This window comes from Eggerthella sp. BIOML-A1 (genome assembly GCF_009875595.1).
GTDB classification, from domain to species: domain Bacteria; phylum Actinomycetota; class Coriobacteriia; order Coriobacteriales; family Eggerthellaceae; genus Eggerthella; species Eggerthella lenta.
Map to the genome: position 1 here is coordinate 28,981 of NZ_WWRZ01000006.1, position 26,686 is coordinate 55,666.

Genomic DNA, 26,686 nt, shown 5'->3' on the forward strand with positions numbered 1-26,686 from the left:
ATCATGGCTGATAGAGACGAAAAAGACTTGGAGAAGGTAGCCCAGCGCGTCGAGGCGGCGCACGGCTACCTGCACATCGACGAGCGCGCGGCGGAGCTGGCGAAGCTCGACGAGGAGATCGCGCAGCCCGGCTTCTGGGACGACGCCTCGCATGCCCAGAGCGTGTCGAAGCAGGCCAGCGTGCTGCGCGACACCATCGCAGAGTACGACGAGGCCGCAGCGTTGTTGGACGATGCGCGCGCCGCGTTCGACTTGGCATCGGAGGACGAGCTGTTCGCCGAGGAGGCCTCCGCGGCTCTCGACAAGCTCGACGAGCTGCTGGACGCGCTCGAGATCAGCTCGTGGTTCTCGGAGCGCTTCGACGGCGGCGACGCCATCCTGACGGTGAACCCCGGCTCCGGCGGCCTCGAGGCCCAGGACTGGACCGACATGCTCTACCGCATGTACGTGCGCTACGCCGAGAAGAAGGACTGGAAGGTCACCGTGCTCGACGTGGTCCCGGGCGAGGGCATCGGGCTGGACAAGGCCACCATCCAGATCGAAGGACGCAACGCCTTCGGCATGCTGAAAAGCGAGAGCGGCGTGCACCGCCTCGTGCGCATCAGCCCCACCGACGACAAGAAGCGCCGTCACACCACGTTCGCGGGCGTGGAGGTGCTGCCGGTGCTGCCCGACGACATCGAGGTGGATCTCAACCCCGCCGACGTGCGCGTGGACGTGTACCGCTCCAGCGGCCCCGGCGGCCAGTGCGTCAACACCACCGACTCGGCCGTGCGCCTTACGCACATCCCCACGAACATCGTGGTGACGTGCCAGAACGAGAAGTCCCAGCTGCAGAACAAGGAAGCGGCGTTCCGCGTGCTCAAGGCGAAGCTCTACGAGCGCGAGGAGCAGAAGCGCCAAGAGGAGCTGGCCGAGCTGCGCGGCGACCGCATGGACAACACCTTCGGCAGCCAGATCCGCAACTACGTGCTGTACCCCTACCAGATGGTGAAGGACGTGCGCAGCGGCATCGAGACCGGCAACGTCGACGCCGTGCTGGATGGGGAGTTGGATGAGTTCGTAATAGGCTACCACCGTTGGCGAGTATCTCAATGACGGTTGCTGGATGACGGCCGGCTGTGGCGGCGCATCTTGCCTTTCAGAACCCGCGCGGCTTCGCACACGGCCCATCAGGCCGCTTAGCTCAGCCGCGCGGAACCTTCAAGGCAACCTGCACCACCACAGCCAACCTGTTGTTTACATTGTTGAGTTCTAGAAAGGAACAGGCATGACCGAACTTGAACGGCGGGCGAACGAGATGCGCTCCGACATCGTGCGCATGATCGCGGAGGCGGGCAGCGGGCATCCCGGCGGGTCGCTGTCGTGCGCCGACATCCTTGCGGCGCTGTACTTCGGCGGAGTGCTCGATCATGATCCCGAGCGACCCGATTGGGAAGAGCGCGACCGCTTCATCCTGGCGAAGGGCCATGCGGCTCCGGCTTTGTACGCCGTGCTCGCCCAGGCGGGCTACTTCCCCCGCGAGGAGCTGCTCACGCTGCGCAAGCTGGGCACGCGACTGCAGGGCCATCCCGACTCGAACCTCGTGCCGGGCGTCGAGGTGTCCACGGGCTCGCTCGGCCAGGGCCTGTCCGTCGCGGCGGGCGCCGCGGCCGGTCTCAAGCTGGACGGCAAGCCGCAGAGCGTGTTCGCCTTGCTCGGCGACGGCGAATGCCAGGAAGGGCAGGTATGGGAGGCTGCCATGTTCGCGGCGCATCGCAACCTCGACAACCTGGTGGCCGTCGTGGACCGCAACTGCCTGCAGATCGACGGCGACACGGCCGATGTGTGCGATCCGGGCGATCTCGCAGCGAAGTTCCAGGCCTTCGGCTGGGATGCGCGCGAAGTGGACGGCCACGACATGGCCGCGCTCGTGGAGGCGCTCGCTGCGGCGAAGGCCGATCGCGCGGGCAAGCCCCATGCGCTGATCGCGCGCACGGTGAAGGGCAAGGGCGTGTCGTTCATGGAGAACCAGGCGGGTTGGCACGGCAAGGCGCCGAACGCCGAGCAGATGGAGACCGCGCTGGCCGAGCTGGCGGCGCCGAGCGGAGAGGAGTCCAGCCGTGGTTAAGCTGGCGAACGAAGAGCAGTCCCAGGTCAAACGTGCCACGCGCGCCGCATACGGCGCCACGTTGGCCGAGCTGGCGAACGAGGGTTTGCCTGTGGTGGCCGTGGACGCCGATCTGACGGGCTCCACCACCACGAAGAAGCTGGCCGACGCGGGCTTCGCCGACCGTCTGTTCAACTGCGGCATCGCCGAGCAGAACATGGTGGATGTGGCCGCCGGCCTCGCGGCCACCGGCCATATCGCCTACACCGGCTCGTTCGCCGTGTTCGGAACGGGTCGCGCCTACGACCAGATCCGCAACACCGTGTGCTACAGCAACCTCGACGTGAAGATCGCCCCCACGCACGCCGGCATCTCCGTCGGCCCCGACGGCGGCAGCCATCAGATGCTCGAGGACGTTTCGCTCATGCGCGGGCTTCCGAACATGCGCGTGCTCGTGCCGGCGGACTACGCCGCGGCTCGCGCGGCCATCCGACTGGCTGCTGAAACGCCAGGCCCTGTGTACGTGCGCATGGGCCGCGCATCGGTGCCGGCCGTCTATGCCGACGGGGTGGAGCTGGAGCTCGGGCGCGCCTACGTGCTGCGCGAAGGCTCGGACGCCACCATCGTCGCCTGCGGCGTCGAGGTGGAGCAGGCGCTGAAGGCTGCCCAGATGCTGGCCGCCGAGGGCGTCGAGGTCGAGGTCATCGACGCGTTCAGCGTGAAGCCCCTCGACGAGGACACCGTTCTCGCGTCGGTGGGGAAGACGGGGCGCGCCGTGGTCGCCGAGGAGCACAGCGTGTACGGCGGCCTCGGGTCGGCCGTGGCCGAGACGCTCGCGCGCTCGAATCCGGCTCCGGTCGAGTTCGTGGGCATGCGCGACCAGTTCGGCAAATCGGGCGAATTCGAGGAGCTGCTCGACTACTTCGACCTGGGTTCCAGGGCGATTGTCGAAGCTGTGAAGAAGGTCATGGCCCGATAGTGCTTCTGCTAGAATCAACCCGTCTCAGTACCCTACTATTCGAACGGAGCACTCTGTGACGAACGACATAAGCCAAGGGGTTCCCGCGCGTCCCGCACGACGCGGCGGCGCCCACGCGGCGCCCGCGCGGCAGACCACGTCGCAGCTTTCTGCGTCGCTGCCGGTGCTGGAAGTCGATGACATTCCCCAGCAAACAGGCACGCCGGTCATCACGTTCGACCATGTGACGAAGGTGTACCCGGCTCAGCCGAACAAGCCGGCGCTTAACGATATATCCCTGCAGATCTACGCGGGCGAGTTCATCTTCCTCGTGGGCCATTCCGGCTCCGGCAAGTCCACGTTCATCCGCATGCTCATCCGAGAGGTGAAGCCCTCGCAGGGCCACATCTACGTCGCGGACGAGGACCTGACCACCATGCGCAACTGGCGCGTGCCCTACCTGCGCCGCAACATCGGCTGCGTGTTCCAGGACTTCAAGCTGCTGCCGAACAAGACCGTGTTCGAGAACGTCGCGTTCGCGCTCGAGGTAATCGGCAAGAGCCGCCACGTCATCAAGACGCAGGTACCCGAGGTGCTGCGCCTCGTCGGTCTGCAGGACAAGCTCAACAAGCGCCCCGACCAGCTGTCCGGCGGCGAACAGCAGCGCGTGTCCATCGCGCGCGCCATCGTGAACCGCCCGCCGCTTCTGGTGTGTGACGAGCCTACCGGCAACCTCGACCCGCAGACGTCGCGCGGCATCATGGATCTGCTCGAGCGCATCAACCGCACGGGCACCACGGTGCTCGTGGCGACGCACGACCGCGAGATGGTGGACAACATGCGCCGACGCGTCATCGCGCTCGACCGCGGACACCTCACCCGCGACCAGGATCGGGGGGTGTACGGTTTCGATGTCTAGTTTCTTCTACTTTATCAAGGAGTCCCTCAAGGGCTTCACGCGCAACCTGTCGACGGCGCTGGGATCCATCGTGACCATCTTCCTGTCGCTGCTGATCATCGGCGTGTTCCTCGTCGGCGGCTTCGTCGTCGAGAAGCTCGTCTCGTCGGTGGAGAGCGAGGTGTCCATCACGGCCTACGTGTCCGACGATGCCTCCGATGCCGATATCCAGTCGGTCGAGAACTTCATCGAGGGGCTCGACGGCGTGGCATCGGTGGGCTTCACGAACAAGGAGCAGGCGCTCGAGAAGTTCCGCTCCTCCACGACGTCCGACATCATCGACACGCTGGACGGGCAGAACCCGCTGCCGCGCTCGATCGACGTCGAGCTGTCCGACCCGCAGCTGGTCGAGCAGGTGGCCGATGCGATCCGCGGCAACTCCACCTACCAGCAGATCATCGGGTACGACACGCCCGAGCAGTCGCTCAAGTACGGCCAGCAGACGGTCGACCGCCTGTTCACGCTCACGAACTACGTGCGCTACATCGGCATCGCGCTGGTGGCTCTGCTCATCTTCATCGCCATGGTGTTCATCAACAACACCATCCGCCTGGCCATTCTGGCGCGCCGCAAGGAAATCGCCATCATGCGCCTCGTGGGCGCGTCGAACGGCTTCATCCGCGGGCCCTTCCTCATGGAAGGCGCGCTGCACGCCATCATCGGCTCGCTTTTGGCGGTGGGCTGCCTTGAGCTTCTGCGCACGCTCGCGCTGCCGAAGCTGCAGAGCGCGCTCATGTTCCTCAACTTCGACCTGAGCCTGAACACCTTCCTGTTCATCTACGCCGTGCTGGTGGGCGCGGGCCTGCTCATCGGCCTGCTGGGTTCGGCGTTCGCCATGCGCCGCTACCTCAAGGTGTAACCGGTTGAACGGCCATGGCCAAGCATACTGACACTTCGCATGTTGCGGCGTCCGCCCGTCGAGCGCGGGCGCGCAACATGCGCCTTATCAAGGCCTGCATCGTCGTCATCGTCGTGAGCGTCGCTTTCGTCGCGGGCTTTACTGCGCGAGGCGACGCTTCTCTTCTCGAGTCGCTCGGCTTCACGTCGCTTGTGGTGGACGTCGACCGCAATCCGGGATCCACCACGTCGGGCGACACCTACGACTCCCTCGGGGCGCGCGTGGAGGAGGTCGAGGGCATCATCGACAACGACAGCTTGGACTCCTACGATTTGAACATGGCCACGACCAACGTGCTGAACGCGCTTTCGGACACGACGGAAGACGCGTATCTGCGCTATTACGATCCTGCGCGCTACGCCGCGCTCATGCAGGACAGCGCCGAGCAGTCGGCGGGCATCGGCGTGCTGTTCTCCGAATACAAAGGGCGCGCTTACGCGGCCGACGTGTTCGAGGGTTCGGCCGCCCAGATGGCCGACGTGCGCAGCGGCGATTTCGTGGTGGCCATCGACGGCGACCGCGGACACGAGTGGACCACGAACGAGGTGACCTCCGCGCTCAAGCGCGAGGAGGGCGAGAACGTCGTCATCACGTGGCGGCGCGCCAGCTCGCTCGACGACGAGGGCGGCGAGGAGTTCACTACGACGCTCGTGTGCTCGAACTACGCGGTGAAGAACGTGGAGACCGAGCTTTCCGACACGGTGGGCTACATCAAGCTCAAGCAGATCACGCAGAACGCGGCAGACCTCGTGAAGAACGCGGTCGCCGACCTCGAGTCGCAAGGCGCCACATCGTTCGTGCTCGATATCCGCGACAACCCCGGCGGTTTCCTCACGCAGTCGGTGGATATCGCCAGCCTGTTCGTGAAGAGCGGCACCATTGTGAAGATCCAGACGAAGGCCGAGGAGACGTCCAAGACCACCTCGCGCCCCTACGTGACGGAGAAGCCGCTGGTCTTGCTCGTGAACGGCAAGACCTCCGCTTCCGCCGAGGTGCTGGCCGCGTCGCTCAAGGACAACCAGCGCGCCACGCTCGTGGGATCCACGACGTTGGGCAAGGGCTCGGTGCAGGTGACGCGCGATTTGAGTTTCGGCGGAGCGCTGCGCTACACCGCCGCGTTCTACAAGAGCCCGCTCGGACACGACATCGAAGGCGTGGGCGTCACCCCCGACGTGATGGTGGGTTTGGCGGAGGGCGAGGATAACCAGAAGGCTCTCGCGCTCGAAACCGCCCAGTCCCTCGTGAAGGGCTAGCCGTGGGGCGGACGCGTTCCCATACGCGCCGGCATCCCCGTAGCAACCCGCGGGGCGTGCTGAGCGTGCGCGGAGGCGGCTTCGGCTTCGTGCAGACGGCGGAGGGCGAGTTCTTCGTTCCGGAATCCAAGATGGCGGGTGCGTTCGACGGCGATCTCGTGGAAGTGGCGCCGCTGCCCGTGCAGAGCGGCCGCAAGAAGCAGCCACATGAACGCAAAGCAGATCTTCGCGCAGGAGAGAAGCCGGCGGCGCGCGTGCTGCGGGTCGTCGACCGTGCGCACGACACGCTCGTGGGGCGCTACGAGGTGGCCGAACCTTTCGGCGTGGTCGTGCCCGAAGATGCGAACATCCCCTATGACATATTCACCATGCGTGCCGACCGGCCCGACATCGAAGACGGATCGCTCGTGCGCGTGCGCATCACGACGTTTCCTTCGCGCAACACGGCGGCCACCGGCGTTATCGAGGAGGTGCTCGGGCTCGCCGACGACGAGCACGCGGCCGTAGACGTGGTGATCGCCCGTCACAAGCTGGAGACGGTGTTCTCCGAAGGGGCGCTTTCGGAGGCGCGAAGCGCGGTGCTCGACGAGGACGGCGCGTTGGCGTCGGGGTACCGCGACTTGAGGGAGCGTTTCACGTTCACCATCGATCCGGCCGATGCGAGGGACTTCGACGATGCGGTCAGCCTGGAGCCCGTTTCGACCTGCGGGGTTGGAACCGGCATCCGCGTGGTGGACGAGCGCGGGCTCGGGGTGGCGCGTTGGCGGTTGGGCGTGCATATCGCCGACGTGGCGCACTACGTGCCGTGGAATTCCTCGCTCGACCTCGATGCGCGCAGGCGGGCGACCAGCGTGTACCTCGTCGACCGTGTGATTCCCATGCTGCCCGACGAGTTGTCGGGCGATCTGTGCTCGCTCAAGCCCGACGAAGTGCGTCGTACGATGACGGCCGACCTCTACCTCGACGATCGGGCGCGGCTCGTGGCCTACGATCTGTATCCGGCGCTCATCCGCTCGCATGCGCGCCTGTCGTACGAGGAAGCGCAGGCGCTGCTGGACCGTTGTCATCCTGAGCGGAGCGCCGAAGGCGCGGAGTCGAAGGATCTCGTGCGGCGCGACGGCGCTTGCGCGCCGGGCGACGGGCTTTCCGACCGCCTCGCCGCGCTGTCGCGCCTGGCGAAGCAGCGGTTCGCCTCCCGCGAGAGGGCGGGCGGCCTCGACTTCGACTCGGTCGAGGCGCGCGTGGTTCTCGATGAGGAGGGGAGTCCGACGGGTATCGACTTGCGCGTCAAGACCGACGCGACCTCGCTCATCGAAGAGGCCATGATCCTTGCGAACGAGACCGTCGCCAAGCACCTGCGCGATGCGAAGTTCCCCAGCCTGTACCGCGTCCACGAGCAGCCTTCGGCCGACAGCTTGGCGGCGCTCGTGCCCGTGTTCCAGGACTTCGCGTGGTTCCGCGACATCGATCAAGCCGACTTCATCGCGGGCGATGCGCACGTCGTCCAGCGCGTGCTGGAGGCGAGCGCGGAGCGTCCCGAGGGCGAGCTCGTGTCGACGCTCCTGCTGCGGTCGATGAAGCGGGCGGTGTACCGTCCCGACTGCGCTGCGCACTACGGCCTGGCCAGCGGGGCCTACACGCATTTCACGTCTCCCATCAGGCGCTATCCCGACCTTGTGGTGCATCGTATGCTCAAGGCCCTCATCGGCGGACGCCCGGAGAAGTTCGACCAGGAAAAATCGGCGCTGCCATGGATCGCCGAGCACTCCTCCGACATGGAGCGCATAGCCGAGAAGGCTGCGCGCGAGTCGCAGGAGGTCAAGCTCATCGAGTATCTCGAGCGGTTCGTGGGGCAGACGTTCTCGGCGACGGTGTCGGGGGTGGCGACGTACGGCGCGTACGTGCGCCTCGACAACACGGCCGAAGGTTTGATCCCGTGCAAGAACCTTGGTTCGGAGTACTTCGCGCTCGATCCTGTGCAGCATCGTCTGACCGGGCAGGACACGGGCGCGTCGTATCGCCTGGCGCAGCGGCTCGCCGTCGTGCTCGTCTCTGCCGATCCGCGTGCTCGGCGCTTGGACTTTCGTCCTGCCCGCGACGAGCGATAGGGCGCCGGCATGGGACGGGTGCGCGAGGTCTTCGCGGCCATGGGTCGCGAGATGCGCAAGAACAAAGGGTCGTTTGCGGTATACGTGGTGCTGCGCCTTATCGTGTTGGCATGCGCGGTCGGCTCGCTCGCCTTCGACAACTACGAGGCGTTCTTCCTGTGCCTGCTCATGCTCGTGCTGTTCCTGGTCCCCACGTTCATAGAGGTGAACTTCAGCATCTCCATCCCCGAGACGCTCGAGGTGGTCATCGCGCTGTTCATCTTCGCGGCCGAGATACTGGGGGAGCTGCTCCACTTCTACACCATCTTCCCGTTCTGGGATGCGCTGCTGCATACGTTCAACGGGTTTCTGGCTGCCGCTATAGGCCTTGCCCTCGTGTCCATCCTTAACCGCTCGGATCGCATCGCGTTCTCTCTGTCGCCGTTCTTCTGCGTGGTGGTGGCGTTCTGCTTTTCCATGACCATCGGCGTGCTGTGGGAGTTCTTCGAGTTCGGCATGGACGAGATGTTCGGACTCGACATGCAGAAGGACACGGTGATGACCGGCATCTCCAGCACGCTGCTCGATCCGTCGGGCTCGCAGCATCCGCAACGTATAGACCGTATCGAATCCGTCGAGGTCAACGGGCAGGAGCTAGGTGTCGGCGGATATCTGGACATCGGGCTGCGCGATACCATGGGAGACCTGTTCGTGAACTTCGTCGGAGCGCTTGCGTTCTCGGTCATCGGGTACCGCTACCTCAAAAGCAAGGGCGAGGGCCGGTTCGTGCGACGTTTCGTGCCCACCCCCGCACCGCCCGACGATGTCGAAACTTTGACTATCTAACTACATACGGTATGATGCGGCCGATGTGAAACGACGGACGAGGAGGCGGGGATCGTGGACGGTTCGAACGAGACGGCGAGCGCTTCTCAAAGACGGCGCGAGGAAATCGACGACCTGCTGTCCGGCACGTTCAACTCCATCCTGCGCATCGAGGAGCAGTCGCTGGACAACCGCCTGACGCACGGGCTCACCATAACCGAGGTCCACACCATCGTGGCTATCGGCCTGCACGAGCGCAATCCGATGAACGTGATAGCCGCGCGCCTGAACGTGACCTTGGCTACGCTGACCACGGCGGTGAACAAACTGGCGAACAAGGGCTTCGTGGAACGTACGCGCGCCGAGGACGATCGTCGCAAGGTGCTGGTCTCGCTCACCAAGAAAGGCAGGCAGGTGCTGCGCGCGCACAACCTGTTCCACCATCAGATGATCGACGAGGCGTTGGCCGATCTTACCGAGGAGGAGGAGCGCGTGTTCGCCGGGGCGCTCAAGAAGGTGAAGGGCTTCTTCGACGCGCAGGCGTGAGGAGTTTGCGACCTGCGGGGCAGGCGTGAGCGGTCACGCAGCTCTCCTCGCACACGCAGCGATTGCTCGTCGCACTGCATGACCGCTCACGCCCTGTTCGCGGTTGGGCTATTCGGCTGGATGCGTCGAGGGGGCCTGTCTTGGGTGCGCCTGGAACGGGGCGGTGGGAATAAGAGGAAGGGCGCAGAAATCGTGGAGGGCGCATGGCGGCTCTTGCAATCGGAGTCCCGTCACCATACCATTACTTCCGGAGAAATACTTTGACTATCAAACTAAATTGCATGAAGCGAAAGGAACGCACCATGGCTACCATCGACACCGTGAAGGAAGTCCTCGTCGAGAACCTCGATCTCGAGGCCGAGAAGATCACCGAGGAGGCCACGCTGGAGTCGCTCGGCATCGACTCGCTGGACATGGTCGAGCTCATCTGCGACCTCGAGGAGAAGTGCGACGTCGAGTTCGGCGAGCCCGAGGGAATCGAGACGGTGGGTCAGCTGGTCGCGCACATCGATTCGCTGTAACGCGCGTTGATCGGGCCCCGTACGGGGCCCGCTTGTATGACGGGGCCCGAACGGGGCCGTGGGTTCGAGGAAGAGAGAGCATGAGCATGAAGACGCGGGTAACGGAACTGCTGGGCATCGAGGTGCCCGTCGTGCAGGGCGCGATGGCGCGCATCGCGGATGCGAGCCTGGCCGGCGCGGTGAGCGAGGCCGGCGGCCTCGGCATCATCGCATGCGGCGGCGCGCCGCTCGACTGGGTCGAGGAGCAGGTGCGCATCGCCCGCTCGATTACCGACAAGCCCATCGGCGCGAACGTCATGCTCATGGATCCGAACGCGGGCGAGACGGCCGAACTTCTGGCGAAGCTGCGTGTTGACGTCATCACGACGGGCGCGGGTTCTCCCGCGAACTACATGCAGCTGTGGAAGGACGCCGGCATCAAGGTGGTGCCCGTGGTGGCCTCCAGCGCGCTGGCCGCGCGCATGGAGCGCCTCGGAGCCGACGCCGTGGTGGCCGAGGGCACCGAGGCCGGCGGCCATATCGGCGAGCTGACCACGATGGCGCTCATCCCCGCAGTATGCGACGCCGTGTCCATCCCCGTGATCGCCGCAGGCGGCATCGCCGACGGGCGCGGCATGGCCGCCGCCTTCGCGCTGGGCGCCGAGGGCGTGCAGGCGGGCACCCGCTTCCTCACGGTGGACGAGTGCACCATCGCCGACGCGTACAAAGAGCGCGTGATCGCCGCCAAGGACGCCGACACCATCGTCACAGGCCGCGGCAGCGGGCATCCCGTGCGCTGCCTCAAGAACAAGTTCGCCCGTACCGTGCGCAAGCTCGAAGGCGACGTCGCCGCCAACGGCGACGAGCTGGAGGCTATGTACGTGGGTTCCCTGCGCCGCGCCGTGGAGGGCGACGTGGACAACGGCACCATGATGGCGGGCCAGTCGGCCGCGCTCGTGCACGAGCGCGCCACGGCGGCCGAGGCTATCGCTCGGATGATCGAAGAAGCCGAGGCTCTGGGCGGTCTCGACTTGGAAGCACTGGCTGCGCTGAGCGCCCGGCGCGGGCGTGCGATCTAGGGGGCTCTTGATGGATGAGGAAAAAGGGCTTCGGAAGCCTGTGGGTGTGGAGCGAGGAGGGGCGGCGGCGTCCACCAAGCGAGTTCCGCAGCGAAGCGAGGACTGTTTGAGCGACTGGACGTTGCCGCCCCTCCTCGCGCGCGCGCCCGTCTTCATGTTCTCGGGGCAAGGGGCGCAGAAGCCCGGCATGGGCGCGGACCTGCTCGATATTCCCGAGGTGAAGGGAACGTTTTCCTGCGCGTCCGACGTGCTGGGGTACGACGTGGCCGATCTCGTGCTCAATGCCGATCCCGACGAGCTCAACGACACGCGCAACGCCCAGCCGGCGCTGTGCGTGCTGTCGGTGGGCATCGCCCGCGCGCTCATGGCGCGCGGCGTGCAGCCTGCGGCGGTGCTGGGCTTCTCGCTGGGGCAGGTGAGCGCGCTGGCCGTGTCGGGCATGCTGAGCGACGAGGCGACGTTCGCGCTGGTGAAAGCGCGCTCCGAGCTTATGGCCGAGGCCGCTGCGGCGCACCCCGGCGTCATGAGCGCGCTGCTGAAGGCCGACGAGGACGGCGTGGCTGCGCTCTGCGAGCAGTGCGCCGAGGGCGAGGTGCTGGTGCCCGCGAACTTCAACTGCCCGGGGCAGATCGTCATCGCCGGTGCGCCCGCGGCCGTCGAGCGCGCCGAGGCGGCATGGGCCGAGGCGGGGAAGCGCTCGTCGCGTTTGGCCACCTCGGGCGCGTTCCATAGCCCGCTCATGGCCGATGCGGCGGCGGGGCTCGCAGCTTACTTGGATAACGTCGAGTTCTCGGAGGCGCGCATCCCGCTCGTCTGCAACGTCACTGCCGCGCCGCTGTCCGCCGCCGACGCGCGCGAGAACCTCGTGCGCCACCTCACGAGCCCCGTGCGCTTCGATGCGAGCGTGGCTGCGTTGACCGCCGCAGGGGCGGACATGTTCGTCGAAGTCGGCTTCGGCGGCGTTCTGGCGAACCTCGTGAAACGCATCGACAAGACCGCGACGCGCGCCTGCGTGCAGGACCGCGCGAGCTTCGACGGCTGTCTGGCCGTCGCTTCCGCAACCGATTCCGAATAGGAGCTTCTACTCCCATGACCAACGAAACCGAAACTCCGCGTCGAAGCGCGGTCGTCACCGGCTCGAACCGCGGCATCGGCCGCGCGGTGGCCGAGGAGCTGGCGCGCGCGGGCTTCGACGTGTGCGTGAACTGCTCGAGCGAGCGCGGGCTGGACGAGGCGCGGGCGTTCGCCGCAGCCCTGGAGGCCGACTGCGGCGTGCGCGCCATCGCGGTGGCCGCCAACGTGGCGGACGCCGCCGAGGCCGCTGCGCTCGTCGACGCCGCCCAGGAAGCGTTCGGCCGCGTGGACGTGCTGGTGAACAACGCCGGCATCACGCGCGACGGGCTGCTGGCGCGCATGAAGGACGAGGACTTCGACGCGGTGATCGACGTGAACCTCAAGGGCACGTTCAACTGCTGCAAGGCCGCGGCGCAGCGCATGATGAAGCAGCGCTACGGGCGCATCGTCAACATGTCGAGCGTCGTGGGCGTGGCGGGCAACGCGGGCCAGGCGAACTATGCGGCCTCGAAGGCCGGCGTCATCGGGCTCACGAAGTCCATCGCCCGCGAGCTGGCGGCCCGCAACGTCACGGCCAACGCCGTGGCCCCGGGCTTCATCGCCACCGACATGACTGACGCGCTGTCCGAGAAGCAGCGCGAGGCCATCGTGGGGCGCATCGCGTCCAAGCGCCTCGGGGAGCCCGAGGACGTGGCGAAGCTCGTGCGCTTCTTGGCCAGCGAGGACGCGGGCTACATCACCGGACAGGTTGTCTGCATCGACGGAGGTATGTCGCTATGAGCGAGAACATTGCGAACGCGGCGAGCACGCGCCGCCCCGACGGCACGCACCGCGTGGTCATCACCGGCATGGGCGCGGTGTCGCCGGCCGGCGTGGGCGTGCAGGCGCTGTGGGACGCGGTCATGGGCCGCGCCTGCTGCATCGGCCCGGTCACGCGCTTCGACACGGCCGACTACGACGTGCACATCGCCGCCGAGGTGCGCGATTTCGACGCTGCCGAGCACGGCATCACGAAGAAGGAGGCGCGCCGGTTCGAGCGCTTCGTGCAGTACGCCATCGTCGCTTCCGACGAGGCGCTGGCGCAGTCGGGCCTGAACCTCGAGGCCGAGGACACCGCGCGCATCGCGTGCGTGTTCGGCACCGGCATCGGCGGCATCGACGAGCTGCAAAGCGGCTTCTTCACCTTGGCCGAGAAGGGTCCGAAGCGCGTGAGCCCGCTGTTCATCCCCACGATGATCGGCAACATCGCGGCGGGCAACCTCTCCATCCGCTACGGGCTGCGCGGCGAATGCCTGAACGTGGTCACCGCCTGCGCCACCGGCGCGCACTCCATCGGCGCGGCCGTGCGCGACATCCGCCACGGCTACATCGACGCGGCGCTGGCCGGCGGCTCGGAAGAGTCCGTGTCGCCCATCTGCCTGGCCGGGTTCTCGAACCTCGGCGCGCTGTCGAAGGCCGAGGATCCGACGCAGGCCTCCCTGCCGTTCGACGTGCGCCGCGCGGGATTCGTGGCGGGCGAGGGCGCGGGCGCGGTGGTGTTGGAGTCGCTGGAGCATGCGCTCGAGCGCGGCGCCACGGTGCTGGCCGAGATCACGGGCTTCGGCTCCACGGGCGACGCCTACCATATGACGGCTCCCGAGCCCAGCGGCGAGGGCGTGGCGCGCGCGATGCGCCAGGCGCTGGAGGAGGGCGGCTTCACGCCGGTCGACCTGGGGCATCTGAACGCCCACGGCACCGGCACGCCGGCGAACGACGCCACCGAGTCCAAGGCGCTGCTGGCGCTGTGCGGCGAAGAGGCGGGAAGCCGGATCCCGGTGACGTCGGTGAAGGGCACGACGGGCCACACGCTGGGCGCCGCGGGCGCTATCGAGGCCATCGTCACGGCTTTGTCCGTGATGAACGACTGCGTGCCGCCCACGGCCGGCTTCGCCGAGGCCGATCCGGAATGCCCGGTCAGCGTCGTCATCGAGGCGAAGACGGGCTATCCTCAGAAGGTGGCGCTGTCGAACTCGCTCGGATTCGGCGGCCATAACGCGAGCTTGGCCGTTTCGCCGTATCGCGCATAGGTTGGGAGGAGCCGAACCATGGACATCGAATACCCTTGCGGCAAGGACGTCGTCGAGGCGGTGCTGCCGCATCGCGACCCGTTCTGCTGGGTGAGCCGCATCGTCGCGTGTGAGCCGGGCGTGGAGGTGACGGCCGAGCTCGACGTCGACCCGGAGCTGGCGCTGTTCGCGGGGCATTTCCCGGGGCATCCCGTTTTGCCGGGCGTCATCATCATGGAGGCGCTCGCGCAGGCGGCATCGTTCTGCATCCTCGTCGAGCGCGGAGCCGAGGGCTCCATCGGGTTCCTCACCGGCATCGACGGCGCGAAGTTCCGCCGCCAGGTGGAGCCGGGCGAGACGCTCACGCTGAAAGGGCGCATCGTGAAGTCCTCGTCGCGTCTGTGCGTCGCAGAGGTGGAGGCGAGCGTCGACGGCGCGGTGTGCGCGTCGGCGACGCAGAAGTACGTGCTGGCGAAAGCGGAAGCTTAAAAGAGCGAGAGGCCGTTCGATGAAGAGTGCCAAGCAGAACTACATCACCATCGGATCCGACGGAACGGTGCTGCCCCAGGGCAAGCCGCGCAAGGCGGCCGAGCCTATCGGCGAATCGGCCGACGTGGCCTACCGCCTTGCGCGCATGGCCGAGGAGGCCGCCGCTTCGCTTCCCATAGCGCCGAACGCGCACGATGCTGCCGACGCGGCCGACTACACCGCCGTGCCGCGGGCGTTGGCCACCGCCGCCCCGCGCACGCCGAAAGGCGCCGGGGGGATCGATGCGGGCTCCAAGCCCGTCGCGCTCGTCATGGCGCGCCCGAAAACCGCGAAGCGCCTGATGCAGGCCGTGGGCGATGCGGGTTTCGCCGCCTGCGCAGTGTACACGCAGGATCATCGGGGCGATAGCCACATCAAGCTCGCCCAAAGCGCGGTGAGCCTGGGCGAGAAGTACTCCGACGCGCTGTTCTGCAACGGCCATGCCGTGCTGACGGCCATCGACTCCTGCGGGGCTTCGGTGGTTCTGCTGTGCGACGAGGCGCTGCCGCTGGCCGAGGTGGACAGCTTTCTCGCTCGCACGGCGGCTCGCGGCGTGCGGGTGTTCCGCCCGCTCAGCAATGACGCGCCGCTTCTGGGCTGGGTGCTGTGCACTACCGACAAACCCGCTATCGACGGCGATTCGTGGCGCGCGTGCCCGCACTGCGGCCTCAAGTTCGACGGCCCCAGCCTGGCCGCCGGCCATTACGTGTGCCCCGCTTGCGGCGGTTACCTGCGCATGTCGTCGAGCGAGCGCATCGACGACTTGCTGGATGCGGACAGCTTCGTGGAATGGAACCGCACGGTTCCCGAAACCGACCCGCTCGAGTTCCCCGGCTACCTGGGCAAGCTCGAGGCTCAGCGCGAGAAGACGGGTCTGGAGGAGGGCGTGCGCACCGGCGTCGGACGTATCGCGGGCTTGCGCGTGGCCATCGGCATCATGGAGTCGCAGTTCTTCATGGGCTCGATGGGCTCGGTCGTGGGCGAGAAGGTGGCGCGGCTCGTGGAGCGCGCGACCGACGAGCGTCTGCCCGTGGTGGTGTTCACCGCGTCGGGCGGCGCGCGCATGCAGGAGGGTCTCGTGTCGCTCATGCAGATGGCGAAGGTGTCGTGCGCGCTGGAGCGCCATGCTGCGGCGAAGCTCCCCTACATCTCGGTGCTCACCGATCCCACGACGGGCGGCGTGACCGCGTCGTTCGCCATGCAGGGCGACGTGATCCTGGCCGAGCCGCGCGCGCTGATCGGCTTCGCGGGCCAGCGCGTCATCAAGGACACCATCAAGCAGGAGCTGCCCGAAGGCTTCCAGACGGCCGAGTTCGCGCTGGATCACGGGCTGATCGACGCCATCGTGGAGCGCGGCGAGCTGCGCAGCGTGCTGGCTCACTTGCTGGCGTTGCACCTTGCCACGGCATCGGCTGTGCGCGGCGAGCAGGAGCACGAGCCGGGCGATCGCGATATCCTCGTCAGCTACGAGGCGGTGCGCGAGAACCTGGCCAGCGGCACCGATACGTACAACACGGTGACGTACGGCGATTTGACCGTGGGCGGCGGCTTGCCTTTCGCCGGAGGGGTGGACTCGGCGCGCGCCAAGCTGCGCGGGCGCATGGCGGCCGTCACCGAGCGCTTCGACCGCCGCGGCTCCTCCATGCGCAAGCGTTTGGAGAAGGCGCTCAGCACGGGCGGTTTCGATGCGGAGGCCGGCGTGTCTTTGGAGGACGCGTCCGCTGCGGCGCGCGAGGCCACTGCGCCCACGTCGAACCGCGCATGGGAGAGCGTTCAGTTGGCGCGCAACGTGCATCGTCCCACGGCGCTCGCCTACATCGACTCGTTCGTGGACGGGTTCATCGAGCTGCACGGCGATCGCATGTTCGGCGACGACGGCGCCGTGGTGTGCGGCCTCGGCTGGATCGGGGGTCGCGCGGTGACGGTGATCGCGCAAGAGAAAGGACGCGACCTCAAAGAGCGCATCGCGCGCAACTTCGGCTGCCCGCAGCCGGAGGGCTACCGCAAATCTTTGCGCCTCATGCGTCAGGCCGAGAAGTTCGGCCGCCCCGTGGTGTGCCTCGTGGACACGCAAGGCGCGTTCTGCGGCATGGAGGCCGAGGAGCGCGGGCAGGGCAACGCCATCGCCGACAACCTGCTGGCGCTCGCGGGCCTGCGCGTGCCCGTGGTGAGCGTGCTGTTGGGCGAGGGCGGCTCGGGCGGCGCGCTGGCGCTGGCGCTGGCCGATCGCGTGGCCATGCAGGAGCACGCGGTGTACTCGGTGCTGTCGCCGGAGGGCTTCGCGTCCATCCTGTGGAAGGATCGCACGCGCGCCGCCGAGGCGGCCGCCGTCATGAAGATGAGCGCCGCGGAAGCATGCGAGATGGGCATCGTGGACGCCGTGCTGACCGAGGGCGCCCGTCCCGCGCACGAGAACCCGGACCAGGCGGCCGAGAACGTGCGCGCCTACCTGTGCGCCGCCCTCGACGAGCTGTGCGACGTACCGACCGAGGAGCTGCTGCGCGCCCGCCGCGAGCGCTTCGCGAAGTTCTAGGATCTCCAGCCCGATCCGAGTCGCAGAGCCGTTCATTTCGTTCGAGCGCCCGGGGACGCGCATGCGTTCCCGTATGGCGCTCGAACGGTTTTCAACGTTTCCTGTCACCATCGCGTTCATCAATTGTTAAACTATCGTAAAGTTTGAACCGCTCATGACAGGAATCGGTGGAACAATGCAAGTGACCAGCAACGAGTTCGCCCTCTTGGCGGCTCTCGCGTCGGGCGCGCCGTCGAGCCGGCGAGCGCTCGCGGCGAGAACCGGGTTGTCTTCAGGTTCGGTCGGCCGGACGCTCAAGGCGGTCGAAGACGCGGGCCTCGTGCGCGACGGCGCCCTCACGCAGACCGGGTTCGACGCGCTCGAGCCGTACCGGGTGAGAAACGCGGTCGTCATGGCCGCAGGGCTCTCGTCGAGGTGCGCGCCCATCTCCTACGAGAAGCCCAAGGGCCTGCTGCGCGTGCGGGGCGAGCGCCTCATCGAGCGGCAGATCCGCCAGCTGCGCGAGGCGGGCATCGAGGACGTCACGGTGGTCGTGGGGTACAAGAAGGAGGAGTTCTTCTACCTCGAGGACGCGTTCGGCGTGGACATCGTGGTCAACGAGGACTTCGCCGTGCGCAACAACCATGCCACGCTGTTCCAGGTGCGCGATTTGCTCGGGGCGACGTACGTGTGCTCGTCCGACAACTACTTCACCGAGAACCCCTTCGAGCCCTACGCGTACGAATCGTACTGCGCGGCCGTGTACATCCACGGCGAAACGGACGAGTACTGCCTGGGGACGCGCGGCAAGGAGCGGCGCATCGTCTCCGCCGCGCTCGGCGGCAGGGACTCGTGGGCGCTGATGGGCCACGCGTACTGGACGCCTTCATTCGCCGAGGCGTTCATGAGCATCCTGGAAGCCGAGTACGACAAGCCCGAGACCGCGCCGAAGCTGTGGGAAGAGGTGTTCTTCTCCCACGCGGACGAGCTCAAGATGGTGATGCGCCCCTATCCGGCGGACGTCGTCCACGAGTTCGACTCGCTCGACCAGCTGCAGAGCTTCGACCCGGAATTCATCGACAACGTGGGTTCGGGCGTGCTCGACAACATCTGCTCGACGCTGGGCTGCTTGCGCGGCGACATCGTCGACGTGCGCCCCCTCCAGCAGGGCCTGACCAACCTCTCGTTCTACTTCTCGTGCGGCGGGGAGGGCTACGTCTACCGTCATCCGGGCGCGGGCACCGACGACATCATCAACCGCCAAGCCGAGACGTTCGCCCTCAAGGCCGCGTCCGACCTGGGCCTCGACGAAACGTACGTCTACGAGGACCCGCGGCAAGGTTGGAAGATCGCGCGGTTCGTGCCCGGGTGCTCGGAATTCGACTACGCCGACGCCGCGCAGGTGGAGCGCGCTCTCAAAATGGCGCGGCGCCTGCATACGAGCGGCGTCGTGTCGCCCTGGTCGTTCGACTTCTACGACGAGTCGAAGAAGATCGAGGGCCTGCTGCGCGAGGCGGGCTGGGAGTTCCCCTCCGACTACGACGCGCTGGCCGCCGCCGTCGCCGACCTGGTGGGCCCGCTGCGGGCGGGCGCGGGCGAGCCGGTGCTGTGCCACAACGACTTCTACGGCCCGAACATCCTCGTGCATGGCGACGAGATGAGCCTGATCGATTGGGAGTACGCCGCGATGGGCGACTACGGCTGCGACTTCGGCAACTTCGTGGCGCAGGGGTCGGGCTACACCGTCGAGGAGGCCATCGCGGCGATCCCCCGCTACTTCGGGCGCATGCCCACGCCGGAAGAGGAGTTCCACCTCCTGGCGTGCACGGCGCTGGTGGGCTGGTACTGGTACGTGTGGGCCCTGTACAAGGAGTGCAAGGGCGCGCCGACGGGCGAGTGGCTGTACGTGTGGTACAAGGCGGCCAAGGAGTTCGGGGCGTACGCGAACGGCCTGCTCGGCCGCCCGGGTGCTCCTGCCGGACCCGCTGCGGCGGGCGGGGCGCCCTCGCTCTCCTACGACGAGTTCACGGTTCTGGCCGGCTTGGAGGCCGCAGCGCGCGGCGCGGTTCACCCCGAAGCGATCGATCCGGACGCTCGGACGGTCGCGCTGGCCGCCTTGGAGGAGCGCGGCCTGGTGCGCGAAGGCGCGTTGACCGACGCGGGCGCGAGCGCGCTCGAGCCGTACCGCGTCGAGCGCGCCGTGCTGCTGGCGGCGGGCTTCGGCAGCCGCTTGCTCCCGGTGACCGTGAACACGCCTAAGCCGCTCGCGCGCGTGCACGGGGTGCGCATCATCGACCGTCTCATCGACGCGGTGCAGGCCGCGGGGATCAAGGAAGTGTACGTGGTGCGCGGCTATCTGTCCGAAGAGTTCGACCAGCTGCTGCGCAAGTACCCCGACTTGGTCTTCATCGAGAACCCGCTCTACGCGAAGACCAACAACATCAGCTCGGCAGCCGCCGCTTGCCGCTGCTTCTCGAACGCCTACGTGTTCGAAAGCGACCTGTTCCTGCAGAACCCTTCGCTGGTGAGCGCCTACCAGTACCGGTCGAACTACCTGGCCATCCCCGTCGAGCGCACCGACGACTGGTGCTTCGATGCCGACGAGGAGGGTCGCATCGTCCATATCGGCAAGGGCAAGGAAGCTCCCTGCTGGCAGATGGTGGGCGTGTCGTACTGGACGGCGGAGGACGGCAAGCGGCTGGCGCGCGACATACCTGCCGTGTTCGCCCAGGAGGACGGCAAGCAGATATTCTGGGACGACGTCGCGCTCGATCGGCTGCCGGACGCCTACGACGTGCGCGTGCGGCCTTGCAGCGAGGACGACATCGTGGAGATCGACGACTTCGAGGACTTGCAGCGCATCGATCCGGCGTATGTGGTCATGAGGAAAGGCACATAGGATGAAGGCGCGCCTGGCCGGGCCGGCCGAGCGCACGGTTCGCGCTCGGCCTCATCCGTCCAGCAAATCGAGCAGCTCCTCCTGGCTCAGGCTCGCCAGCGATACGCCGCCGGCGCCGATCACCTGGTCGGCGAGGTCGGTCTTCGCATCCTGCAAATGCAGGATGCGCTCTTCGACGGTGTCCTTCGCGATGACCTTGTGGACGCTCACCACCTGCGTCTGGCCGATGCGGTGCGCGCGGTCGGTGGCCTGGTTCTGCGCGGCGGCGTTCCACCAGGGGTCGGCGTGCACCACCACCGACGCGCCGGTGAGGTTGAGTCCGGTGCCGCCCGCTTTGAGCGATACGAGGAACACGGGCGTGTCGTCGTCGTTGAACGCGTTCACCAGATCGAGCCGGCGCTTCTTCGGCGTGGCTCCCGTGATGGTGAAGTAGGGCACGCCGCGCGCGTCCAGCACTTCGGCGATCAGCGAAAGGAAGCTTGTGAACTGGGAGAACACAAGCGTCTTCTCGCCGGCGTCCATGGCCGATTCCACGATCTCTGCGATGGCGTCCAGCTTTGCCGCGTGCCCGGCGTAGTTCTCGTACAGAAGGCGCGGGTCGCAGCACAGCTGGCGAAGCTTCGTCAGCTCGGCGAGCACCTCCACTTTGCGCTCGTGGAACCGCTTGTTGTTGCGGTTGTTCTTCTGCAGGGTCAGCGCGTCGCGCAGCTGCTGCTCGTGGGCGGCGTACAGGCGCTGCTGCTCGGCCTCCATGGGGACGTACACCACCGATTCCAGCTTGTCGGGCAGGTCTTGCAGCACGTCGGCCTTCAAGCGGCGCAGCATGAACGGTGCCACGAGGGAGCGTAGACGGCGCGCGGCGTCCTCGTCGCCTCCGGTGATGTCCAGCTCGAAGTGCTCGCGGAAGCGCATGTAGGATCCTAGAAGCCCGGGCATGAGGAAGTCGAAGATGCTCCACAGCTCGCTCAGACGGTTCTCCATCGGCGTTCCGGTCAGCGCGAAGCGGTGGCGCGCCCGCACGCGCTTCGCGGCGCGCGCCGTCTTGGTGGCGTGGTTCTTCACGTACTGCGCCTCGTCGAGCGCGCAGCAGTAGAATTCGCGCCGGGCGAAGTCCTCCGCGTCGATGCGCAGCAGGTCGTAGGAGGTGATCAGCACATCGCAGCAGCGCCCGTTTCGGGCAAGCTCGCTTTCGCGCGCGTGGCGGTCGCAGGCTTCGGAGCGGATGCGCATCCGCTCGCGCTTGGCGCCCGCCGCGGCGCGCACGTCGAGGCCGGGCGCGAAACGCTCGAACTCGGCCATCCAGTTGTACACGAGGGAGGCGGGGCACACGATGAGGCTTGGCCCGACGGCGCGCGCCTCGCTCTGGCGTGCCAGCAGAAACGCGATGAGCTGCACCGACTTGCCCAGGCCCATCTCGTCGGCCAGGATGCCGCCGAGATCGCGGTCGGCGAGCGCGCTCATCCAGCGCAGCCCTTCCGCCTGGTAGGGGCGCAGCGTGGCGGCCAGCTGATCGGGCACCGGGCACGGCTCGCCGGCCGATGCCCGGAAGCTTTCCAGGTAGCGCATGAACGAGCGGTTGCGCTCTGCGCCCTCGAACTGCTCGTCGAGGTAGAACGCGTGCTGGGCGGGAAGCTCCACCGTGCCTGCGGCCAGCTGTTTGGGCGTGAAGCCGAAGTCCTCCGCAAGGTGGTCGAGCTGGGCGAGGTCGTACTCCGCCAGATCGAGGTACGCGCCGCTCTTCAGACGGTGGAAGCGCTTGCGCCGCCGGTAGCTCGTCAGCAGCGCCGCCACCTCGGCCGGGGGCAGGTCGTCGGCGGACACGGCGAGGTTGATGAGGTAGCCCGCCAGCGAGATGCCCACCGAGATGTGCGGCTTCTTGTCTACGAGCAGCCGGTCGAACGCGGGCGTGGTGAACGCCTGGCCCAGCGCCTGGAACTGGGCAAGGCCGCCGAACACGAGGTCGGCCACCGCCGTCTCGTCGCTCAGCATGATGGCCGGGGGAGCTTCTAACGTGTCGAAATGCTGCTCGACCAGCCGCCTCGCGCGACCCTCCAGCCTCTCGTCGCGCAGGGGGCCCTCCTCGTCGCGAGCGGGGGAGTCGAGCAGCGGGTAGCGGCGTTCGCCGTACACGGCTTGCGCGTCGCAGGTGACGTCGCGGTCGGTTTTGTCGAAGTAGAACTCCAGCTTGCACGGCACGGGGCGGAACAGATCGATCTCGGTCGGCGTTTCCACATGGAGGCGCTTCTCGATGGCGGGCAGCACGGTGGCGCAGAACAGGGGCATGTCGGCGAGGCTGACGAACAGGCGGGCATCGTCGTTCTCGCACACGGTGCGCAGGAAGCCCGCCGTGCGCGCGAAGTCGGCCGAGCAGCGGAAGAACGTCTCGCCCTGCCACAGGTACATGCGGTCGCCCTGCGCCACGAAAGCCAGCTCGTCGGCTTCGATGGCGTAGCCGCCGTCGTCGGTGCGCCGCACCGAGACCTCGACATCGGGGTCGGCGCTGACGACGTGCGCGCGGGTGAGGGAGCGCGTTCCGCAGTCGGTGCCTTCGACGGTGAAGGGGCGGCCGTCCAGCAGATCCAACAGCTCGATGAGCTCGTAGTCCGACAGGTCGAGGTCGCGTCCGATCTCATCGCGTCCGCGGTAGCGCCAAAACGCGCTGCCGGTGGCCTGCTCGCGCAGCGCCACGGCTCGGTCGAGGAACCGGGCGATAGGGCGCGCCGACTCGGCGAGCATCGCCGGGACGTGCGTGAACGCGAGCTTCTTGCCGTAAGAGAACCGCTCGCCGCGCCGCATGCGGTCGACGAAGTCCGAGATGCTCTTCATGACGTAGGAGCCCTGGGAGCCGACGACCTTGAAGCGCGCCGACCACGACTGATAGCCGTACACGACGGTTGCTTCCAAGTCGATGCCGCCCTGTTCCTCGGCTTCGTCAGCGGCTTTGCTGCGCTCCATGAGCTCGAGCAGGCATGAAGACGTGGTCGGCGCGCGATGGGCTCGGTAGCCCATGAACTTCTCAGGCGCGTCCAGATACGTCAACGCCAGAGCCGCGCAGTGCTTGCACATGCCGTCATACTCGCGGTAGGCGGGGCAGGTGCAGGCGTAGTCGACCAGGTCGCCTTCGTCCTCGTCGAAGGTGACGGAGGTGCGGTAACGGTCGTTCCAGCCGCTGCTGCTGGCAACGAACGCGGACAGCGTGGTCTCGGGAGGGTTGTAGCGGACCTGCTTTGTGAGGATGTTGCGGTCGGAGGCTGCGATGGACCGTGCCCGTTGCAACGTGCGCGCATGGCAGTGCCTGCTGATGTCGTCTTCGGATAGCATGCGGTGCGGCGGCCCTCCCTCGAAAGCATTGCAGAACATCCGTACCATGGTACCAGAAATCCAGAACCGTGCGCGCCGCGTTGGGCGAACGCGGGTGTTCCCTGCGTCCGTTCGGAATGCTATGCTGTCCGCAATCGCTCCTCGCAGGGAAGAGCGCGGGTGTAATTCGCGGTGAACGAACGGATGGTGCCATGCTCGCGCATGCAGTCGACGCGTCGGAATCCTCGCAGCCTCGGCAAGGGGTGCGAGGCCTCGTCATCGCTACGTTCGCCTTCGTCACCGTGTTCGCCGCCTCGGCTGTGCCCATCCCCTTGTACTCCGAGTACAAGGGGACGATCGGGCTCACCGACGCCGACATCTCCGCCACCATGTTCATGTACCTGTTCGGCGTCGTGCTGACGCTGTTCTTGTCGGGATCGCTGTCCGATGCGGCGGGACGGCGCCCCTTGGCGGCGGCGTCGCTGCTGCTTGCCATGCTCGGTTGTTTCCTGTTCTTGAGAGCGGCCGATCCGACGATCGTGCTGGTTGCGCGAGCGGTGCAGGGCGTGTCGTGCGGCTTGGCCATGAGCGCCGTTTCGGCGCTGGTCGTCGATTCCGCCGTGGGGCGCTACGAGGGGTTCGGGCTGGCGGTGGCCGGTTGCGGCGCGCTGCTGGGCGTGATGGCGGGTTCGCTGGCCGTGGGGTTCTTGTCCTTGGTCACCCAACAGCACGCGCTGATCTATTGGATCATGATCGCGTTGCTGGCGCTGGGCGCGATCCTCATTCCCGCGGCTCCCGAAACGGTCGTCAGCCGCGTGCCGCTGCGAACCGCCTGCAAGCCGGTGATCGGCGTGGATGCGAAGCTGCGCGGTGTGCTGCCCATCGCCGCGTGCGCCTACGTCGCGTCGTGGGGCGTGGGCACGTTCTTCCAATCGTTCAGCTCGCCGGTGGCGGCGGAATGCTTCGGTTCGAGCGACCCGTTCATGGCATCGGCTATCCTCGCGCTGTCGATGGCGCCCAGCGCGTTGGGGGCGCCGCTTGAGGCGCGCATGCCGTCGGGCGTGTCGTTGCGTGTTTCGATGGCGGCGCTCCTCGTGTTCACGTGCGCGATGTGCGTAGCGATGGCGGCCGGGGCTTTGGGCGCTTTCCTCGTGCTGGTGGCGTTGTTCGGCCTGTCCACGGGCATGTGCCTGTCGGGCAGCCTGCGCCTCTTGTTCGCGCGGGCCGACATGCGCAGCACGGCGACGGTGGTGTCGACCATCAATCTCATCGGCTACACGGGATCGGCGGTTCTTAGCGGGATGATGGGCGCGCTCGTGGGCGCGACGACGCTCGTGGGCGTGCTTGCGGCGCTGGCCATGTTCGCGGCCGTCGCCACGGTTCTAGTGTTCGCGCGCACGCGCTAACGCAGCGGAGTCGCGGGCTTTGCTATACTGGGTTTTTCGACGAAACGAGGACGAGCGATGCCGATAGCCGTGAGCGCATGCCTGCTGGGGGAGCCGTGCCGCTACGATGGGAAGTCGCGTCCCTGCGAGGACGTGCTGAAGCTGCACGACGCTTGCGAGATGGTTCCCGTGTGCCCCGAGGTGCTGGGCGGGCTGCCTGTGCCGCATGCCCCCTGCGAGATCGCCGCCGCCGAGCGCGCGCTGCGCGTGACGGACGCGGACGGGGTCGACGTCACGGACGCGTTTTTGGCCGGAGCCGCCAAGACGGTGGAGCTGGCGAAGGAGCAGGGGTGCAAGCTGGCCGTGCTCAAGGCGAAGAGCCCTTCGTGCGGATGCGGCCTCGTGTACGACGGCGCGTTCGCCGGCGAGCTCGTGCCCGGTTACGGCGTGGCGGCGCGCGCCTTGCGCGAGGCGGGCGTGCGGGTGCTCGACGAGGTGTGGTTCGCGGCTTGTGTTCGGGCCGGCGAGGCGCGGCATCCCGGTTGTCCGCCGGCGATTCTGGCGGAGACGTCGGGGGAGTGCCCTGCGCTCGAGACCGAGCGCCTCGTGCTGCGCCCGCTCGTTTCCGACGATATCGACGACGTGTACGCCTACTGCAGCGATCCCGCCGTCGGGCCCGATGCCGGATGGGCCCCGCACCGCACGCGCGAGGACTCGCGCATGTTCGTGGAGGTGATCGCGAGCGAGCCTCATGTGTTCGGCATCTTCGAGAAGACGGGCGCGGGGACGGGAGCCACGGGGCCGTGCATCGGGTCGATCGGCCTCATCCGCGATCCGCAGCGGCGCAACGTCGACTGCCTCATGCTGGGCTATGCGCTCGCGCGCACGGCATGGGGGCGGGGCTGCATGACCGAGGCGGCGGACGAGGTGCTGCGCTACGGCTTCGAGGAGCTGGGGCTTGGCCTGATCACGTGCGCGCACTACACGTTCAACGATCGTTCGCGCCGCGTGATCGAGAAGGCGGGCTTCGTCCACGAGGGCACCATCCACGGCGCCGAAGCAACCCCCGACGGCCTCATGCAGGACTTCGAATCGTACTATCTTCCCCGCGAGCTTTGGGATGAGGCGAAGGGACGGGGCTAACGTCTCATTTCGAGGTCGACCGCGGCCAGCTTGTCGACGAGCTTGCGGTAGATCCGGTCGCGCATCCACGGTTCCGTCGATGCGGCCAGCGCCTCGTCGAGGTCCATCCAGCGCACGCCGCTGTTCTCGTCGGGCTTGACGCGCAGCGGGTTGTCGGGCGACGCGACGGCCAGATACGTCACGTTGAGGTGTACATGCGAGCTGACGTAGCGCCCGCGTTTCTCGTGCCCGTCCACGGTGAGCACCTCGAGCGAGAAGATGTTCCCCGGCCCGCACGGCACGATGCGCGCGTCGGCGACTCCGGTCTCCTCCTCCAATTCGCGCAGCGCCACCCGCTCCAGGTCACGCTCTCCGTCGGCGTGCCCGCCGATCCAGCTCCACGATCCGTACGTGTTGTGGAACACCATGAGCGTCTGGGTGACGGTCGGATCGACCGTCCAGATCGAGCACGTCATATGCGCGAGCGAGTCGCGGTCGAACACGTGCGGGTCGGCTTCCAACTGCTGGAGGATAACCTCGCGATCGGATGCCTCCTGCTGGTTGAAGGGTTGGTAGGAGCGTATGTCGGTGGTGAGGGACATGGGGAGTATTGTACAACTCGGTTGTT

At 67.2% G+C, this 26,686-nt stretch carries 21 protein-coding genes; 19 read left to right on the plus strand and 2 right to left on the minus strand.

The features are described 5' to 3' along the window. Positions 1 to 3: 3 nt before the first annotated feature. The 17 genes from prfB to GT590_RS14520 all read left to right on the plus strand — a co-directional run bounded on the left by prfB (position 4) and on the right by GT590_RS14520 (position 20,251). Complete coding sequence (gene prfB, locus GT590_RS08060) at positions 4 to 1,098, plus strand: peptide chain release factor 2 (protein ID WP_009304136.1); 1,095 nt, start codon at positions 4 to 6, stop codon at positions 1,096 to 1,098. Between the two features lie 172 nt (positions 1,099 to 1,270). Next, positions 1,271 to 2,110: a transketolase gene (locus GT590_RS08065; protein WP_009304137.1), complete on the plus strand. Its 840-nt coding sequence runs from the start codon at positions 1,271 to 1,273 to the stop codon at positions 2,108 to 2,110. Next, positions 2,103 to 3,068, plus strand: coding sequence for a transketolase family protein (locus GT590_RS08070; protein ID WP_009304138.1), 966 nt, complete (start codon positions 2,103 to 2,105; stop codon positions 3,066 to 3,068). Before GT590_RS08065 ends, GT590_RS08070 begins: the two co-directional genes overlap by 8 nt. 181 nt (positions 3,069 to 3,249) lie before the next feature. After that, positions 3,250 to 3,966, plus strand: a complete 717-nt coding sequence (ftsE, locus tag GT590_RS08075) for a cell division ATP-binding protein FtsE (protein WP_342746825.1) — start codon at positions 3,250 to 3,252, stop codon at positions 3,964 to 3,966. Further along, positions 3,959 to 4,864: a permease-like cell division protein FtsX gene (ftsX, locus tag GT590_RS08080; protein WP_009304140.1), complete on the plus strand. Its 906-nt coding sequence runs from the start codon at positions 3,959 to 3,961 to the stop codon at positions 4,862 to 4,864. The genes ftsE and ftsX overlap by 8 nt, the downstream gene beginning before the upstream one ends. 14 nt (positions 4,865 to 4,878) lie before the next feature. Then, the gene (locus GT590_RS08085; RefSeq protein ID WP_009304141.1) at positions 4,879 to 6,156 is read left to right on the plus strand and encodes a S41 family peptidase; all 1,278 of its coding nucleotides are present in this window, start codon (positions 4,879 to 4,881) and stop codon (positions 6,154 to 6,156) included. A 2-nt stretch (positions 6,157 to 6,158) separates the two neighbouring features. Then, positions 6,159 to 8,264, plus strand: coding sequence for a ribonuclease R family protein (locus tag GT590_RS08090; protein ID WP_009304142.1), 2,106 nt, complete (start codon positions 6,159 to 6,161; stop codon positions 8,262 to 8,264). Positions 8,265 to 8,273: 9 nt separating this feature from the next. After that, entirely contained in the window at positions 8,274 to 9,089 is an 816-nt protein-coding gene (locus GT590_RS08095) for a hypothetical protein (RefSeq protein ID WP_161170995.1), read from the plus strand. Between the two features lie 54 nt (positions 9,090 to 9,143). Continuing rightward, a complete protein-coding gene (locus GT590_RS08100) occupies positions 9,144 to 9,614 on the plus strand; it encodes a MarR family winged helix-turn-helix transcriptional regulator (RefSeq protein ID WP_009304144.1) in 471 nt (156 codons plus the stop codon). A gap of 302 nt (positions 9,615 to 9,916) precedes the next feature. After that, positions 9,917 to 10,135, plus strand: a complete 219-nt coding sequence (locus tag GT590_RS08105) for an acyl carrier protein (protein ID WP_009304145.1) — start codon at positions 9,917 to 9,919, stop codon at positions 10,133 to 10,135. A gap of 80 nt (positions 10,136 to 10,215) precedes the next feature. Continuing rightward, the gene (locus GT590_RS08110) at positions 10,216 to 11,193 is read left to right on the plus strand and encodes a nitronate monooxygenase (RefSeq protein ID WP_009608782.1); all 978 of its coding nucleotides are present in this window, start codon (positions 10,216 to 10,218) and stop codon (positions 11,191 to 11,193) included. 10 nt (positions 11,194 to 11,203) lie between these two features. Further along, positions 11,204 to 12,268, plus strand: a complete 1,065-nt coding sequence (locus GT590_RS08115) for an ACP S-malonyltransferase (RefSeq protein ID WP_009608784.1) — start codon at positions 11,204 to 11,206, stop codon at positions 12,266 to 12,268. A 14-nt stretch (positions 12,269 to 12,282) separates the two neighbouring features. Continuing rightward, positions 12,283 to 13,047, plus strand: coding sequence for a 3-oxoacyl-[acyl-carrier-protein] reductase (fabG, locus tag GT590_RS08120; RefSeq protein WP_009304148.1), 765 nt, complete (start codon positions 12,283 to 12,285; stop codon positions 13,045 to 13,047). Then, positions 13,044 to 14,333 (plus strand): beta-ketoacyl-ACP synthase II, encoded by a 1,290-nt coding sequence (gene fabF, locus GT590_RS08125; RefSeq protein ID WP_161170996.1) that lies wholly within the window; start codon positions 13,044 to 13,046, stop codon positions 14,331 to 14,333. The genes fabG and fabF overlap by 4 nt, the downstream gene beginning before the upstream one ends. Before the next feature lie 18 nt (positions 14,334 to 14,351). Next, on the plus strand, positions 14,352 to 14,801 hold the full coding sequence (fabZ, locus tag GT590_RS08130; protein WP_009304150.1) for a 3-hydroxyacyl-ACP dehydratase FabZ: 450 nt from the start codon (positions 14,352 to 14,354) through the stop codon (positions 14,799 to 14,801). Positions 14,802 to 14,820: 19 nt separating this feature from the next. Next, positions 14,821 to 17,373 (plus strand): acetyl-CoA carboxylase carboxyltransferase subunit alpha, encoded by a 2,553-nt coding sequence (locus tag GT590_RS08135; protein ID WP_161170997.1) that lies wholly within the window; start codon positions 14,821 to 14,823, stop codon positions 17,371 to 17,373. A gap of 175 nt (positions 17,374 to 17,548) precedes the next feature. Then, a complete protein-coding gene (locus GT590_RS14520) occupies positions 17,549 to 20,251 on the plus strand; it encodes an NTP transferase domain-containing protein (protein ID WP_114513140.1) in 2,703 nt (900 codons plus the stop codon). 51 nt (positions 20,252 to 20,302) lie between these two features. Here GT590_RS14520 and GT590_RS08145 read toward each other — a convergent pair whose 3' ends face one another. Continuing rightward, positions 20,303 to 23,572 carry a DEAD/DEAH box helicase gene (locus GT590_RS08145; RefSeq protein ID WP_021409363.1) on the minus strand — a complete coding sequence of 1,090 codons (3,270 nt, stop codon included), beginning with the start codon at positions 23,570 to 23,572 and terminating at the stop codon, positions 20,303 to 20,305. A 191-nt stretch (positions 23,573 to 23,763) separates the two neighbouring features. On the opposite strand from GT590_RS08145, the gene GT590_RS08150 reads away from it, so the two are divergent. Together GT590_RS08150 and GT590_RS08155 are read left to right on the plus strand one after the other, a co-directional pair. Continuing rightward, on the plus strand, positions 23,764 to 24,957 hold the full coding sequence (locus GT590_RS08150) for an MFS transporter (RefSeq protein ID WP_021409366.1): 1,194 nt from the start codon (positions 23,764 to 23,766) through the stop codon (positions 24,955 to 24,957). A gap of 57 nt (positions 24,958 to 25,014) precedes the next feature. Further along, complete coding sequence (locus tag GT590_RS08155) at positions 25,015 to 26,079, plus strand: GNAT family N-acetyltransferase (RefSeq protein WP_021409375.1); 1,065 nt, start codon at positions 25,015 to 25,017, stop codon at positions 26,077 to 26,079. Here GT590_RS08155 and GT590_RS08160 read toward each other — a convergent pair. Continuing rightward, entirely contained in the window at positions 26,076 to 26,660 is a 585-nt protein-coding gene (locus GT590_RS08160; RefSeq protein ID WP_021409368.1) for an NUDIX hydrolase, read from the minus strand. The genes GT590_RS08155 and GT590_RS08160 overlap by 4 nt on opposite strands. Between the last annotated feature and the right edge of the window lie 26 nt (positions 26,661 to 26,686).

Bases quoted from the DNA above. Each gene is read 5' to 3' on its own strand.
- GT590_RS08065 (WP_009304137.1), top strand. From the start codon at position 1,271: ATGACCGAACTTGAACGGCGGGCGAACGAGATGCGCTCCGACATCGTG.
- GT590_RS08085 (WP_009304141.1), top strand. From the start codon at position 4,879: ATGGCCAAGCATACTGACACTTCGCATGTTGCGGCGTCCGCCCGTCGA.
- GT590_RS08095 (WP_161170995.1), top strand. From the start codon at position 8,274: ATGGGACGGGTGCGCGAGGTCTTCGCGGCCATGGGTCGCGAGATGCGC.
- GT590_RS08105 (WP_009304145.1), top strand. From the start codon at position 9,917: ATGGCTACCATCGACACCGTGAAGGAAGTCCTCGTCGAGAACCTCGAT.
- GT590_RS08145 (WP_021409363.1), bottom strand. From the start codon at position 23,572: ATGCTATCCGAAGACGACATCAGCAGGCACTGCCATGCGCGCACGTTG.
- prfB (WP_009304136.1), top strand. From the start codon at position 4: ATGGCTGATAGAGACGAAAAAGACTTGGAGAAGGTAGCCCAGCGCGTC.
- GT590_RS08135 (WP_161170997.1), top strand. From the start codon at position 14,821: ATGAAGAGTGCCAAGCAGAACTACATCACCATCGGATCCGACGGAACG.
- fabZ (WP_009304150.1), top strand. From the start codon at position 14,352: ATGGACATCGAATACCCTTGCGGCAAGGACGTCGTCGAGGCGGTGCTG.
- fabF (WP_161170996.1), top strand. From the start codon at position 13,044: ATGAGCGAGAACATTGCGAACGCGGCGAGCACGCGCCGCCCCGACGGC.
- GT590_RS08110 (WP_009608782.1), top strand. From the start codon at position 10,216: ATGAGCATGAAGACGCGGGTAACGGAACTGCTGGGCATCGAGGTGCCC.
- GT590_RS08155 (WP_021409375.1), top strand. From the start codon at position 25,015: ATGCCGATAGCCGTGAGCGCATGCCTGCTGGGGGAGCCGTGCCGCTAC.
- GT590_RS14520 (WP_114513140.1), top strand. From the start codon at position 17,549: ATGCAAGTGACCAGCAACGAGTTCGCCCTCTTGGCGGCTCTCGCGTCG.
- ftsX (WP_009304140.1), top strand. From the start codon at position 3,959: ATGTCTAGTTTCTTCTACTTTATCAAGGAGTCCCTCAAGGGCTTCACG.
- GT590_RS08160 (WP_021409368.1), bottom strand. From the start codon at position 26,660: ATGTCCCTCACCACCGACATACGCTCCTACCAACCCTTCAACCAGCAG.
- GT590_RS08150 (WP_021409366.1), top strand. From the start codon at position 23,764: ATGCTCGCGCATGCAGTCGACGCGTCGGAATCCTCGCAGCCTCGGCAA.
- GT590_RS08115 (WP_009608784.1), top strand. From the start codon at position 11,204: ATGGATGAGGAAAAAGGGCTTCGGAAGCCTGTGGGTGTGGAGCGAGGA.
- fabG (WP_009304148.1), top strand. From the start codon at position 12,283: ATGACCAACGAAACCGAAACTCCGCGTCGAAGCGCGGTCGTCACCGGC.